Raw genomic sequence first — 13,208 nt, forward strand, 5'->3', positions numbered from 1 at the left:
CCGCTGGCCAATAAGGCGGAGAGGCTTATGATGCGGCGTGAATTATTTGCACTTGAGCCTGAATTGAGACCTGTTAAGCTAAGTGACTGATATTCACGAGACGCATAATATTTGAACAACTCAGTCTCCCATTATAAGTCTCAGCAAGGAGATAACATGAGACCCTCTACACTCGCGCTGGCCCTTGCCCTCATTCTGGTCCCGACTGGCCCCCTGCTCGCCGTCGAAAATAGCGCTAAGGTGATCAAGAGCAGCCAGGCCGCCAAAGGCTTTATCAACCTCTTTTATCAGCAAGGCTCGGGCGACCTCTACCTGGAGGCGACCCGCCTCAATCAGCCTTTCTTGTTGGTCACCAGCCTGCCCCATGGCGTGGGCTCTAACGATATCGGCCTGGATCGCGGCCAGCTAGGGATGACCCGCCTGGTGCAGTTTGAGCGCCACGGCCCCTATCTCATTCTGAAACAGCTCAACACCCGCTACCGGGCGACCACAGACAACGGCGCCGAGCAGCGGGCAGTCAAAGAGGCCTTCGCCGAGTCTGTGCTCTGGCGCGGCAAGGTGCTGGAGGGCAAGCAGGCGCTGGTGTCGATCAACGATCTTGTGCTGCGCGATCTGCACGGCATAGCCGACACCTTGGAGCAGACCAAGCAGGGCCATTATCAGCTGGATAAGGAGACCTCGCTTATCCTGCCTCAGGGAGTGAAATCCTTCGAGCGTAACAGCGATGTCGACGTGCTGCTCACCTTCAAGGGCGCCAAGGCTGGGCCTCAGGTGGCCGAGGTCACCCCAGACGGCAAACAGATGTCACTGCGGATGCGCTACTCCTTCGTCGAGCTGCCGGACGACAACTATCAGCCACGGGCCTATCACCCCAACAGCGGCTACCTGTCCGATGAGTATCTGGATTACGGCGCGCCGATCGACAAAGACATAGTGCAGCGTCATCTGCTGCGTCACCGCCTGCAGAAGGTCACCCCGGGCGATGCGCCTAGCGAGGTGGTGAAACCTATCATCTACTACCTGGATCCCGGTGTGCCCGAGCCCATTCGTAGCGCCCTGCTAGAGGGAGCCCGCTGGTGGGAGACCGCCTTCAACGAGGCCGGCTTCATCAACGGCTTCAAGGTGGAACTGTTGCCGGAGGATGCCGACCCTCAGGACATTCGCTACAACGTGATCCAGTGGGTACACAGGGCGACCCGCGGCTGGTCCTACGGCAGTGCCATCGCCGATCCCCGCACAGGTGAGATCATCAAGGGCCATGTGACCCTGGGCAGTCAGCGGGTCAGACAAGATCACCTCATCGCCCGTGGCCTCACCGCAGGCTGGCAAGACAGAGAGGCGGCCGCCCAGGCGGTGACAGACCTCTCCCTGGCGCGTATTCGCCAGCTGTCGGCCCATGAGGTGGGCCACACCCTAGGCCTAGATCATAACTTCGCGGCGTCGAGTAACGATAACGCCTCTGTGATGGATTACCCGCACCCCAAGGCGACCCTCAAGGGCGACAAGATAGATATCTCTGCCCCCTATGATGAGGGCGTCGGTGCCTGGGACAAGTTTACCGTGGCCTATGGCTATGCTCAGTTTAGCCAGGAAGATCAACAGGCTAAGCTGACTGAGCTGATGCAGGCGGTGGAGCGTCAGGGGCTAAGATATATCGGCGAAGCAGACTCGCGCCGCGCCGGTGCCAGTCATGCCTACGCCAGCCTGTGGGACAATGGCCAGGATCCTGTGGCCGAGCTGAGCCGCCTGGCCAAGGTGCGTGAGGCGGCCATCGATGGCTTTAGCGATGCCGCCTTGTTGCAAGGCCAGCCCTTTGGCGAGCTGCGCGATGCCTTCGTGCCTATCTATCTGCTGACTCGCTATCAGATAGAAGCCGCAGCCAAGTTTATCGGCGGCACCGACTATAGCTACTCTACCCAGGAGGCCGGGCGCAGCTGGCACTATATGGCGCCAGAGCTGCAAAAGAACGCGCTGGATGCACTGCTGCAAGGGCTGAGTGTGGATGCCCTGACGCTGCCGACCAAGGTGACCGATGCCCTGGTGCCTAAGTCGGGTAACTATGGCTCCACCCGCGAGAGCTTCGATAGCGCCACCGGCGTGGTGATTGACCCTATCGGCATGGCCGAGGTGCTGAGTCGTCACACCTGTACGCAGCTGCTGCAGCCGATGCGACTCAATCGCGTCAATCAGGGCTACTTTGCCGACAAGGAGCAGCTCTCCGTAGTCACTCTGGTAAACAAGCTGCTGGCCAAGACAGTGTTTGCCGATGCCCCTAACGGCCCAAGCCAGGGGGTATGGATGCGGGTCAACGCCGTGGTGCTCGACGCCCTGCTGGCCAGCTACCACGACGGGGGGAGTTCGCCCGAGGTGAAGGCGCAGCTGGCGGGCCGTCTGGCTTTTGCTCAGAAGCAGCTCAGCCGACTGGTGAAGCGCAGCAGTGACTATGAGGCGGCCCACTATCAGTGGCTGCTCGATGGCGTAGAGAAGGGGCTGAAGGATAGCAAGTACAAGCTGATCCACAAGCCGCTGGCTATGCCGCCTGGCTCACCTATCTAACTTCGTCAGAAGCGCTTCTGAGCGTAAATGGTATTTAGCTAAAAGCCCCGCATCGCGGGGCTTTTTTATGGTCTAAATTTGCTCGAGCCGGCGGGCTAGAGACGCTGCACTGAGTCGAGGAAGTTGCGGGCGGTCTGCTCTTCGCGGCTGGACTGATAGCTGGCCATCAACAGCAGCAGGTGGTCGTCGATGATATAGATGTGTTGCAGCATGCGGGTATCGTCCTTGGGCAGACGCATCTCAACTTCGTAGCCGCGCATGCCATTGGTATTGATATAGCCCTTGCTGAGGATCAACTCCTCAAGAATGGCGGCGACTTCAGGCCCCGCCATACTGGTGTATTTGTCCATCTAAAGGGTCTGTTGACCTTTCCTGTTTATTTCTGCAGCAGTGTGTAGGCGGTTTATACAAGGCAGAGCCTGTGAGGTGTAGTTACTCTACATAAACAGGCAATAACGCAGTAAAAATCGCCTACAAACGCTGCCCGTAGGGTTCATCTAAACACATCTTGTACTTTGTTGTTCGCCACTCGCATAGCACCACTATGCTACATGGCTCTCGCCGTGTACAAAACGCGTTTAGATTGAACAGAAATTAAACCTGAAAGATAAACAGACCCTTGGGTAAGAACTCCAAGTCTTCTGGCTCGAAGCGTTCCATCGACGACTTGAAGGTCATCACGAACATGGTGAGCTTTTCCTCGCTGTTTTTCTGGGTATTGAGGGACTCGAACTCCACCTGAGTGTTTTGCTTGTGCAGCACCTTAGGATCCGGCAACAGCTTGAGGCTTACGGGCACAGAGGTGAGGCGATAGGTTTTTAGCGGGTAGGGGGCAAACCAATGTTGGTAGCCAAAGTAGAGCGCAGCCACCAGGGCCGCCAGTTTGATCACGTGCGACATGTTTGTTTCCTTGTCTGCTTAGCCTGGGGCTAAGGGTTATCCGTAACGCGTCATTGGGTCTTGCTAGCCATATCTGCCCGACTTGCCATATTTGCTGTGCATTGCGCACTTGCCATGAAAATAGACTTGGGGGCCGCTGCAACCAAGTCAGTTTACCCAGCAAATTACCCAAATAGCAAATTTGCTGCTGGGTGGATTGCCATGCAAAAAATGTAACAATTTGCAAGCCTTACTGTGATCTTGTTCAAAAAATGTGGGGTTTAGGTTAGTATCTTTGTTAGCTAATTGTGGTCAATAAGATTGGAGTACATGATGAAGTTGTTAGCCAGCACGACCTTAGCTTTAGCCTCTCTACTACTTACTACCCAGGCGTTTGCCGAGAGACCGGATTTCTCGAAGACCGCCGCGGCAAGAGCCGATTATCTCTTTGCCAACAACCCAAGTGCGCAGCTGGATCAGGTGCAGCGTTCAAGCAGTCGTCATGATTTTTCCAAGACGACCGCCGCCAACAGTGAGTATCGCTTCGCCGACAATCCTCCCGCCGATGAGACTGAGCTTGAGCCGAGAACGACTCAGCACGATTTCTCGCGCACGGAAGCGGCAAGAAAACAGAGCTAAAGCATTTTTGATCTTGTGAAGGAGCCGCTTAGGCTCCTTTTTTTATGGCTGTTTTTGCGGTTGTTTTGCAGAGTTAGCTAAGGATTTGAGTCGGTCATTTGAGCCAGTCTCTTGAACCTTAGCGGTTAGCCTCGGCGTGCGTCTCGCCCTGCTGTGCCTCCTGGCGCATCAGCTTACGGCCCTGGCGATAGGCGTCTATGATGCCGATGAGCCAACCGAGGATGAAGGCCCAGGTGGCTGCCTCGACCCAGAAGGCCTCGCCACCCTGGGGTGCCTGGCTGATGGCGGCATAGATGGCGCCATAGTCCAGCGGCAGCTCCCCCGACAGAATCTGGTCCGATACCGTCACGGCGCGATTGACCGCCTGATATAGCAGGTAGGCGAGGCCGCTCAGGCTGATGCAGGAGATCAGTGTCCCGGCGTTATAGCGCTTGAGGTAGAAGTGGCCCGAACCCGGGCAGACGAAGGCTGAAAGCAGGGTGGCTATGATGGCTTTATTCATAATGTTCGCTTCTGAGTTGTTTGGTTTCAGCCTCTACACATTAGCGGCTGAACTATTCCAGGTCGATGCGCCGGATGGCGGCCCTGAGGTGTTCGGCCTTGGCGTGCATATTCTCGGGCGCACTGTCGCCATGGGCGGCGAGCTGACTCTCAATGCCGCTCAGCTCCTGCACCAGCCAGCCACGCACCATCACATAGTAGCGCGAATCCGTGCCGAAGCGGGCGATCACCTCTAGCTGCTCGGGCGATGGGCTGGCAATTGCCTGCTGCAGCGCCTGCACCATGGCCCCCAACTCTTGCTGCTCTGCCTGGAGACTAGATTGAGCCTGAGTCAGGGACTGAGCCTGAGTTTGAGACTGATCTTGAGCCTGGCCGTGACCATTGGCGCAGCCGGACAGTATTCCGGTGATGAGCAGGCTGGCTGCAAATAGGGTGAACAAAAACAGACGAGCCATGGGCGTGTCCAACTAAGTGGCCTACAAGTGAGTCTGATAATAACAGCTCTTTTGGGCCTGTTTAGTCTTATGGATTAATTTTTATGCAAGCTACACCCGCGCTGTTTATTTGTGAAGCAGAAAAAAAACCACCGCCTCGGGGCGGTGGTCAGCAGGTGGAATCTTAGTTCTGTTTCGCGCCTTCATCTATCCAACGCTTGATGAGGGCGATCTGCTCGCTGCTGAGGGGCTTTCCTTCGCCTTGCGCAAATTTATCACTGTGGTGGGGCGGCATCTGGATCTTGCTGTCGACCTTATGGTCGATCGCCAGATAGAGGGTGCTGGAGGCGGAGCTGCCAGGAACCACGACGGGGCCAAGCTGGGTACCGCGCATCACGCCCTGATAGCTATCCAGTGCCAGATGGGTTTTTGCCATGCCTTCGCCTGCACCCGAATGACAGCTGATGCAGGAGGCGTTGAGTATGGGCTGTACTTCGGATGAGAAGCTCACCGGCCGCTCACAGCCCAGTAGCGCCGTGGCGGCTAATGCTGCCACCAGTAACAGGCGCCTGTCGATGGAGTGATGAGCATACATAGTATCCTCCCAATAACCTTGTATTATGTACGGTTTAAGTATAGTCCCGCCGCGCCTAATCCTCCTGTGTGGTGAGTGAGACAAGGCGCCTGTGGTGAGCGGGTGTAAATCCAGCTTGCCGCTAATCCGAGGTGAACCAAAGAAAAAGCCCGACTCTCTCGAGCCGGGCACGCCGGGAAGCGAAATGGAAAGGGGTTATGCCGCCTTAGGCACCTTGATGCCGAAGACCAGGGTGTAGGCCACCGGCAGCACCACCAGGGTGAGCACAGAGGCGAAGCCCAGGCCGAAGATGATGGTGATCGCCATGGAGCCGAAGAAGGCATCCGGCAGCAGGGGGATCATCCCCAGCATGGTGGTGATCGCCGCCATCAACACCGGACGCACACGGCTCACCGAGGAGTCGAATACCGCGCGGTAGGCTTCCTTACCCTGGCTCAGCTCCAGGTTTATCTGATCCACCAGGACGATACCGTTCTTGATGATCATCCCGGTCAGACTCAGCAGGCCCAGCAGCGCCATGAAGCTGAAGGGGGCATCGAACAGCAGCAGGCCTGAGACCACGCCGATCAGCGCCAGCGGCACGGTAAACCAGATCACCAGGGGCTGTCTGACCGAGTTAAACAGCAGCACGGTTATCAGGAACATCGCCAGGTAGCCAAGTGGGATCGAGCTAAATACCGATTGCTGCGCCTCGCTTGAGGTCTCATATTCGCCGCCCCATTCCAGCTCATAGCCGGCAGGCAGGCTGATGGCCTCGACCTTAGGTCGTAGCTTTCTAAATACCGAGTCTGCGGTCTCGTTGCCGCCGTTCACCGGGTCGGCGAGCACAGAGATCACCCGCTTACGGTCGCGGCGCATGATCAGCGGATCTTCCCACTCTGTGGTGAAGTCACTGACCACCTGAGAGATGGGCACGAAGATGTTGTTTTCCGTGCTCCACACCTGCAGCGCCGAGATGCTGTCGGCATTGAGACGTTCATCGGCCGGCGCGCGGGCGATAATCGGCAGCAGATGGCTGTTCTCACGATACAGGCCGACATGCTTGCCGCTGAAGTTGGTCAGCAGGGCATTATCCAGATCTTGCTTGCTGATGCCGGTTTCCCGGGCCTGAGCCAGTGCCAGCTGTGGACGCACCAGGGTCACCTGGTTACGCCAGTTATGGCGCACGCTGGTGGCGCTCGGCTCGGCGAGGAAGATTTCGCTCGCCTGCTGGGCCAGCTGTCTCAGCACCTCTGGGTCTTCACCGTAGAAGCGCGCCTCGATCTTGGCCGCCGGGCTGGGGCCATTCTCCATATACTTGAAGCGATATTCAGCCTCTGGATAGTGCTGTACCAGGTCCTGCTCCAGCTTACGCATATAGGCGTTGAGGGTCTCGAGATTGGTCATCTCGATCAGCAGTTGACCATAGGCGGCGTAGCCCTTCTCCGGCACATAGGGCAGCACGAAGCGTTGGGCCCCCTGGCCGACCACGCTGGTGATGTTCACCAGGCCGAGATCCTGTTTTTCCTGCTCCGCCATCAAGTCCTGCTCGATACGACCCAGCAGCGCCTCGGTGGCCTTGATGTCGCTGCCTTCCGGCATCCACACATCCACGAAGAAGATGGGGGTGTTAGAGGCCGGGAAGAAAACGTTCTTCACCTGACCAAAGCCCATCACCGAGCCCACCAGGGCCAGCAGCACGACCAGCAGGGTCAGGCCGCGAAAACGCATCGCCAGGCTCAGGCTGCCGCGATAGAGCTGGAACAGCCAACCCTTGTAGGGGTCGCTATCCGCCTCATCGGGGATCTCGCCATCCTTAAACAGCAGATCGCAGAAGAAGGGGGTCAGCGTCATGGCGGTGATCCAGCTGATAAACAGGGAGATCAGCAGCACCAGGAACAGTGAGATACAAAACTCACCGGTGGCGTTATCCGACAGGCCGATAGGTGCGAAGGCGATGATGGCAATAACCGTCGCCCCCAGCAGTGGCCACTGGGTCTGGGTGATCACCTGCTTGGCGGTCTCCAGACGCGACTGGCCGCGCTTGAGGCCTATGATGATCCCTTCGGTCACCACGATGGCGTTATCCACCAACATCCCCAGGGCGATGATCAATGCCCCCAGCGAGATGATCTGCAGCTCGATATTGAGCACCTTCATCATGATGAAGGTACCGAGTATGGTGAGCAGCAGCACCAGCCCCATCAGCAGGCCAGATCTCAGCCCCATGAAGATCAGCAGCACGCCGATAACGATGGCGATCGATTCCGCCAGGTTCACCAAAAAGCCGTTGATGGTCTGATCCACCATCTTGCTCTGGTCGTAGACTGTGGTGAGCGTCATGCCCACCGGCAGCTCGTCGTTCAGTGCCATCATCTTCTGGTTGACGGCTTCGCCCACCTTGACCACGTTGACGCCGCTGGAGAAGGCGATGCCCACAGACAGCGCCATGTTGCCGCCGCTGTGATACAGGTTGCTCGGGGTCTCGTCCATCGCCTTGTAGATGTTGGCGATATCCCCCAGGTAGATCAGCTTGGCGCTACCGGGCGCACTCACCACCAGGCGTGATAGCGCCTCGACGCTGTCGAACTCGCCCGTGGGGTGGATGCGGATACGGTTGTCGCCCACGCGAATGCTCCCCGCGTTAGAGACCACGTTCTGGCTGTTGATCAGGCCATAGATATAGTCCTGGTTCAGGCCTAAGGCGTTGATCTTCTGAGTGGAGATCTCCACCACCACCTGTTGGTCGACGATACCCGCGATATTAACGCGCTTGATCCCATCGACCAGCACCAGCTCGCGGCGCAGAAAGTCGGCGTAGTTTTCCAGTTCGCGTTCGCTGTAGCCGTCGCCGCTGAGGTTGAGCAGAATGCCATAGACGTCGCCGAAGTCGTCGATCACCTGAGGCGTCATGGCGCCGCTGGGCAGACTCCCCTGGGTATCGCTCACCTTACGGCGCACCAGATCCCAGATCTGCGGCAGCTTCTCGGCGTCGTACTTGTCCTCCATCTCAATCTGGATCTGCGACAGGCCGGCGCTGTTGATCGAGGTGATATGTTTCACCCCATCGAGCTGTTGCAGTGCATCTTCCAGGGGCAGGGTGACCTCTTCCTCCACCTGCTCCGGCGAGGCGCCAGGGTAGGCGGTGACGACCAGTGCCTCTTTAATGGTAAATTCGGGAAATTCCAGCTGCCCCAGGCTCATGAACGACAGACTGCCACCTATGAGGAGCAGCAGGGCAAACATCCAACTGACCACCTTGTGGGTGATCGAATACTCGGCAAAATTCATCTGTTAAACACCTCGTTGCCAGCGCAGAGGCTTGACCTGCTGACCCTCGTGCAGCTGGGCCACACCGGCGACTACCACACGGTCACCTACCGCCAGGCCCTGGGTGATCTCTATCCCCTGACTGGTCACCTTACCCAGGCTCACCTTGCGGGCGCTCACCTGGCCCGTGCCCAGATCATAGGTCCAGACGATAGGCTCGCCGTCTTGATCCCGCTTGAGCACGGCGCTCGGCGGCACTATGGCGCTCTTCTTTTTGGCATCGGGACCGGCGATATCCAAGATCAGCTGGGCACTCATGCCCGGCAACACGCTAAATTCGGTTGGGGTCGGTAGGGTAAACACCACCTCGTAGCTCTGGGTGCCTGGCGTCACCTGAGTGGCGAACTCCTTGAGACGCGCGGCATACTGCTGCTCCGGGTGATTGCTAAAGGTCACCATGGGCAGCGAAGGCGAGTGTGGGTTAAAGGAGGTCACACGGCTGGCCAGCGACTCGGGCACCTGGATCACCACGTCGATGAAGCGATCTTTCTGCAGCACCAGAACCGGCTGGTTGGCCTGTACTATCTGGAAATTCTCTATCTTGGTCTTGGCGACCGTGCCGCTGAAGGGTGCCTTGATCACTGTATAGCTCAGCTGATCCTGGGCGCTGGCTAGGTTGGCGGCGCTGGATTTCAGCTGGGCCTTGGCCAGGTCATATTCCGCCTGAGAGATCAGCGCCTGACGCAGCAGCTCACCCTTACGGTTAAAGTCGGCCTGGGCCAGTTCATGATCTGCCTCGCGGTTGAGCAGCTGATTGCGTGCGTCTCTGTCGTCGAGGCGCGCCAGCACCTCGCCCTTGGTGACGCGCTGGCCATCCACCAGAGAGAACTCGACCAGCTGACCCGATAATCTGAACGACAGTTCCGCCTGCTTGGTGGCGGCGACCTTGGCGGGGAAGCTTCTCAGGGTGCCGCTACCCAACTCGGTGATCTCCAGCAGCTTAACGGGACGAACACTCTCGGGAGCGATCTCGGCAGATTCTGTGCTGCAGCCGGCAAGTACTAGAGTTAATACGAGTAGTGAAAGTGACGTTGTAAGGGGTTTCATATCGTAAACTCCATCATTTGTGACAAGGTGTATCTCATGGCGGCTAAGATAGCAGCGCGATACATCTATTAAAATGGAATTATGTGGAACCGTGAGTTCCAAAAATTGAAACTGTATTAACTTGATTTACCCCTGTGACTGTGTGCAAAGTAATAACAGAATCGGGTCTGCCGCCTGTTATTAAAGTGAGACTGTGATGAAAACCGAAGATATTGCCCTGTTCCACCGCATCGTAGAGACAGGCAGCCTGGTCGAGGCTGCCGATATTCTCAATGTGCCTAAATCGACCCTGAGTCGGCGCCTGCAGACGCTGGAAGATGAGCTCAATGTTAAGCTGTTTCATCGCCAGAGTCGTGCCATGACCCTCACCGCCTCGGGCAGCCATTTCTACAATAAAACCACGCCCTTGCTGGCGACTCTGGAGCAGACTTTCTCCGAGCTGTCGGGGAAGGAAGCGGCGGTTAACGGCCATCTACGCATACTGATCTTTCCGATCCCCGAGCTCTTGTATATCACCCAAGCGATATTCGAGTTTATGGATCTCAATCCGGCGCTAACGGTGGAGATCATCGTCAGCTCAGAGCCCAAGGATATGATCCGCAACAACATCGATCTGGCCTTCATGCTCGAAGATGCGTTTAACGAGAATGAGATGGTGGCACGGCACATCATCAGCGAATTCGTGCATTTCTTTGCCAGCCCGGAATACCTGGAGAGGGCGGGTAAACCCACCAAGCCGGAGGAGTTGCCCGAGCATAACTCCATTTTGTTTCGCTATCCCAACGGTAGGATCTTCAACGAGGTGCCCTTCGGCAAAGACAGGATACTGTCGGTAACGGGTAACCTGTGTGTCAACAGCCTGAGTACCTGTCTAGAGGCCGCCTTGATGGGGCGTGGCATCGCCATGATGCCGCTGCCGATCGCCCGGGAATATGTGGAAAATGGCAAGCTGGTGATGCTATTTGAAGATATCGAGCCCTATGAGGGTAAGTGTTTCCTCGTCTATCCTTCGCGGCGTTTCATTAGCCTCGCCAGTCAACGCTTTATCGACCATGTATTGAAGGCATTAGATGAGTGTCTGCAAAATGGTGCCTGCGATCGTGAGGCCAGGACCAAGGGGGCGATTAAGCCGTTAATTTAACGCTATTCGCCGCAGACAATTAAGCCGAAGGGCGCCAGCAGCTGACTCTGCTGCCAGGCGTCTATCATCACCCCTTCCAGTGCCACCTCGCGGGGATCCAGCCCCTCGAGATCCACCCTCGTCAGGTTGGCGCCCCTGAGATCGAACTCGCCCCACAGCTCAGGGCTAAACTCGCCGCCGCTGAGGTCACTGCCCTTAAGCGATGCCCCGGTCAGGTTGGCGCCGCGCCAGCGATTGTCGGTCAGTTCGCAATCTTCCAGTATCGCCTGGGACAGGTTAGCGTAGGCGAGGTTACAGCCGGAGAACACGGCGCTGCAGAAGTAGTGGTTAATGCCTATCTGATTGGCGAAACTGGCGCGGTAGAAGTCGGCGCCCTGCAGGTTAGAGTCTCGAAACTCGGCGCCGAAACAGCGGGCACCTGTGAAGCGCGCCAGGTTGAGGCGACAGTCACTGAACTTGGCGTTGATCAGCGTGGCGTAGCTAAAATCACACCCCAGCAGATCGCCGGGCTCGACAAACTGACACTGCTCGAAGTGGCAGTCGGTCAAATCCGCGCGGTTAAAGCTGCAGCGCAAGAAGCGGCAGCGACGAAACTGCAGCCCCTGCAGATCCTCACCGCTGAAGTCATGCTCAAAGTAATCCTGTTCAAGCGTCTCGTGTTGCAAATCATCCATGGCGGCTAGCCCTCTGTTAACGCTTGTAGATCTCGACGTGCTTGGGCGTGGTGTCTGGCTCAGTGATGCGACTGGCCAGGATATAACAGGCGATGCCCATCACGGCGTTGGTGATAGGTAGCGCCAGCAGCAGCCCCTTCACGCCGCCTAGGTAAGAGCCCAGCGCCGCCAGCGGCAGCAGGAGCAGAAACAGGCGGCAGACGTTTAGCACCAAGGAACTCATCGGCCTGTGATAGGCGTTGAGCGAGGTGGCGGTGAGGATCACCATCCCCAGCGGGCCATAGGCGGCGGGCAGGGCGATGATGTAAAAAGCGAGCCACTCGATCACCTGGGGATCTTTACTGAACAGCTGGGCGATAGGCGTCGCCATGAGTGCCAGCGGCAGATAGATGAGGGTCTGGAATACCAGCACGAAACGCAGCGATAGCATCAAGGCGTCGCGGGCGCGCTCCGTCTGCCCCGCCCCCAGGTTTTGGGCGATAAAAGGCACCAAACTGGAGGAGAGCGCCATCACGGCGATCAGTAAAACCGACTCCAAACGGGTGCCGGCGCCGAAGGCTGCCACCGCGCTGTGGTCGATGCGCGCCAGCATGGCCATTATGATGGCGTTAGCCACAGGGTTGAGCAGGTTCATCAGCGCCGCAGGCTGGGCGATATGGGCCAGCTGGCGCCAGTTGCAGTGAATGCGCTCAAGGTTAAACTCGGCAAAGTCCACCAGGTTGCGCTTGATGATTAAAAGGTATCCCGACAAGGACAGCGCCACCACCCAGGAGATCAGGGTGGCGATGGCCGCGCCCTGAATTTCCAAGCGGGGGAAGGGGCCCAGACCGAAGATGAGCAGCGGATCCAGCACTAGGTTGATCACCGCCGCCAGGGCCATGATCTTGGCCGGCGACTTGGTATCACCGGTGGCGCGCAGCCCCTGGTTGCCCACCATCAAGAGCACCAGCAGCGGCGCCCCCAGATACCAGAGAAACATATAGTCGCGGATCAGCGGCAGGCTGTCGTCGTTGGCGCCCAGCAGGGTAAACAGCGGGCCGATAAACAGGCTGCCCAGCAAGGAGAGGGCGGCGATCAGCCAGAAGGTGATCAGCAGGGCATCGTGCAGAAACACCTTGGCCTTGGGGCTGTTGCCACTGCCGATGAGGCGGCCGAGGTTAGTCGATACCCCGGCCCCTATGCCAATGGCGATGCTGGAGACGATCAGGGTGACCGGAAAGGTAAAGCTGATGGCCGCCAGGGCTTCTGTCCCCAACTGGCTGATAAAAAAGGTGTCTACAAGGCTGAACCCAAGAATGGTGAGAATACCAATCAGGTTCGGGAGGCTCATATTTAGCAGTACACGACCGATTGGCTGACTGAGCAGCCCGTGTCTGTCTCTCATGTATGTGGAATGCCTAGGTAACAGAAGGAGGGCAATTCTATCAGGAAAG

Annotated in this window: 12 protein-coding genes; 3 read left to right on the plus strand and 9 right to left on the minus strand. The window is 57.5% G+C overall.

Annotation, left to right across the window (positions count from 1 at the left end; all coding sequences use genetic code 11):
- Positions 1 to 156 precede the first annotated feature (156 nt).
- A complete protein-coding gene (locus K0I31_RS02345; protein ID WP_220079763.1) occupies positions 157 to 2,556 on the plus strand; it encodes a zinc-dependent metalloprotease in 2,400 nt (799 codons plus the stop codon).
- A gap of 95 nt (positions 2,557 to 2,651) precedes the next feature.
- Here the strand turns inward: K0I31_RS02345 and K0I31_RS02350 are convergent, their stop codons facing one another.
- Positions 2,652 to 2,906 carry a hypothetical protein gene (locus K0I31_RS02350; RefSeq protein WP_220072949.1) on the minus strand — a complete coding sequence of 85 codons (255 nt, stop codon included), beginning with the start codon at positions 2,904 to 2,906 and terminating at the stop codon, positions 2,652 to 2,654.
- Positions 2,907 to 3,150: 244 nt separating this feature from the next.
- Positions 3,151 to 3,456 (minus strand): hypothetical protein, encoded by a 306-nt coding sequence (locus K0I31_RS02355; RefSeq protein ID WP_220079764.1) that lies wholly within the window; start codon positions 3,454 to 3,456, stop codon positions 3,151 to 3,153.
- 309 nt (positions 3,457 to 3,765) lie between these two features.
- On the opposite strand from K0I31_RS02355, the gene K0I31_RS02360 reads away from it, so the two are divergent.
- On the plus strand, positions 3,766 to 4,074 hold the full coding sequence (locus K0I31_RS02360; RefSeq protein ID WP_223294754.1) for a hypothetical protein: 309 nt from the start codon (positions 3,766 to 3,768) through the stop codon (positions 4,072 to 4,074).
- Between the two features lie 118 nt (positions 4,075 to 4,192).
- Here the strand turns inward: K0I31_RS02360 and K0I31_RS02365 are convergent, their stop codons facing one another.
- The 5 genes from K0I31_RS02365 to K0I31_RS02385 form a co-directional block, all read right to left on the minus strand.
- Positions 4,193 to 4,576, minus strand: coding sequence for a DUF6677 family protein (locus K0I31_RS02365; protein ID WP_220079765.1), 384 nt, complete (start codon positions 4,574 to 4,576; stop codon positions 4,193 to 4,195).
- 52 nt (positions 4,577 to 4,628) lie between these two features.
- Positions 4,629 to 5,030 (minus strand): hypothetical protein, encoded by a 402-nt coding sequence (locus tag K0I31_RS02370; protein ID WP_220079766.1) that lies wholly within the window; start codon positions 5,028 to 5,030, stop codon positions 4,629 to 4,631.
- Between the two features lie 163 nt (positions 5,031 to 5,193).
- Complete coding sequence (locus K0I31_RS02375; protein ID WP_011864271.1) at positions 5,194 to 5,604, minus strand: c-type cytochrome domain-containing protein; 411 nt, start codon at positions 5,602 to 5,604, stop codon at positions 5,194 to 5,196.
- A 195-nt stretch (positions 5,605 to 5,799) separates the two neighbouring features.
- Positions 5,800 to 8,874, minus strand: a complete 3,075-nt coding sequence (locus K0I31_RS02380) for an efflux RND transporter permease subunit (protein WP_220079767.1) — start codon at positions 8,872 to 8,874, stop codon at positions 5,800 to 5,802.
- 3 nt (positions 8,875 to 8,877) lie between these two features.
- A complete protein-coding gene (locus K0I31_RS02385; protein WP_220079768.1) occupies positions 8,878 to 9,960 on the minus strand; it encodes an efflux RND transporter periplasmic adaptor subunit in 1,083 nt (360 codons plus the stop codon).
- A 196-nt stretch (positions 9,961 to 10,156) separates the two neighbouring features.
- Here K0I31_RS02385 and K0I31_RS02390 point away from each other — a divergent pair, with 196 nt between their 5' ends.
- Positions 10,157 to 11,101, plus strand: a complete 945-nt coding sequence (locus K0I31_RS02390; RefSeq protein WP_220079769.1) for a LysR family transcriptional regulator — start codon at positions 10,157 to 10,159, stop codon at positions 11,099 to 11,101.
- Positions 11,102 to 11,103: 2 nt separating this feature from the next.
- Here the strand turns inward: K0I31_RS02390 and K0I31_RS02395 are convergent, their stop codons facing one another.
- Positions 11,104 to 11,775, minus strand: a complete 672-nt coding sequence (locus K0I31_RS02395; RefSeq protein ID WP_220079770.1) for a Qnr family pentapeptide repeat protein — start codon at positions 11,773 to 11,775, stop codon at positions 11,104 to 11,106.
- Positions 11,776 to 11,791: 16 nt separating this feature from the next.
- Positions 11,792 to 13,159 carry an MATE family efflux transporter gene (locus K0I31_RS02400; protein WP_220072958.1) on the minus strand — a complete coding sequence of 456 codons (1,368 nt, stop codon included), beginning with the start codon at positions 13,157 to 13,159 and terminating at the stop codon, positions 11,792 to 11,794.
- Positions 13,160 to 13,208: the final 49 nt, after the last annotated feature.

Source organism: Shewanella spartinae, assembly GCF_019457555.1.
In the GTDB taxonomy this organism is placed as follows: Bacteria; Pseudomonadota; Gammaproteobacteria; order Enterobacterales; family Shewanellaceae; genus Shewanella; species Shewanella loihica.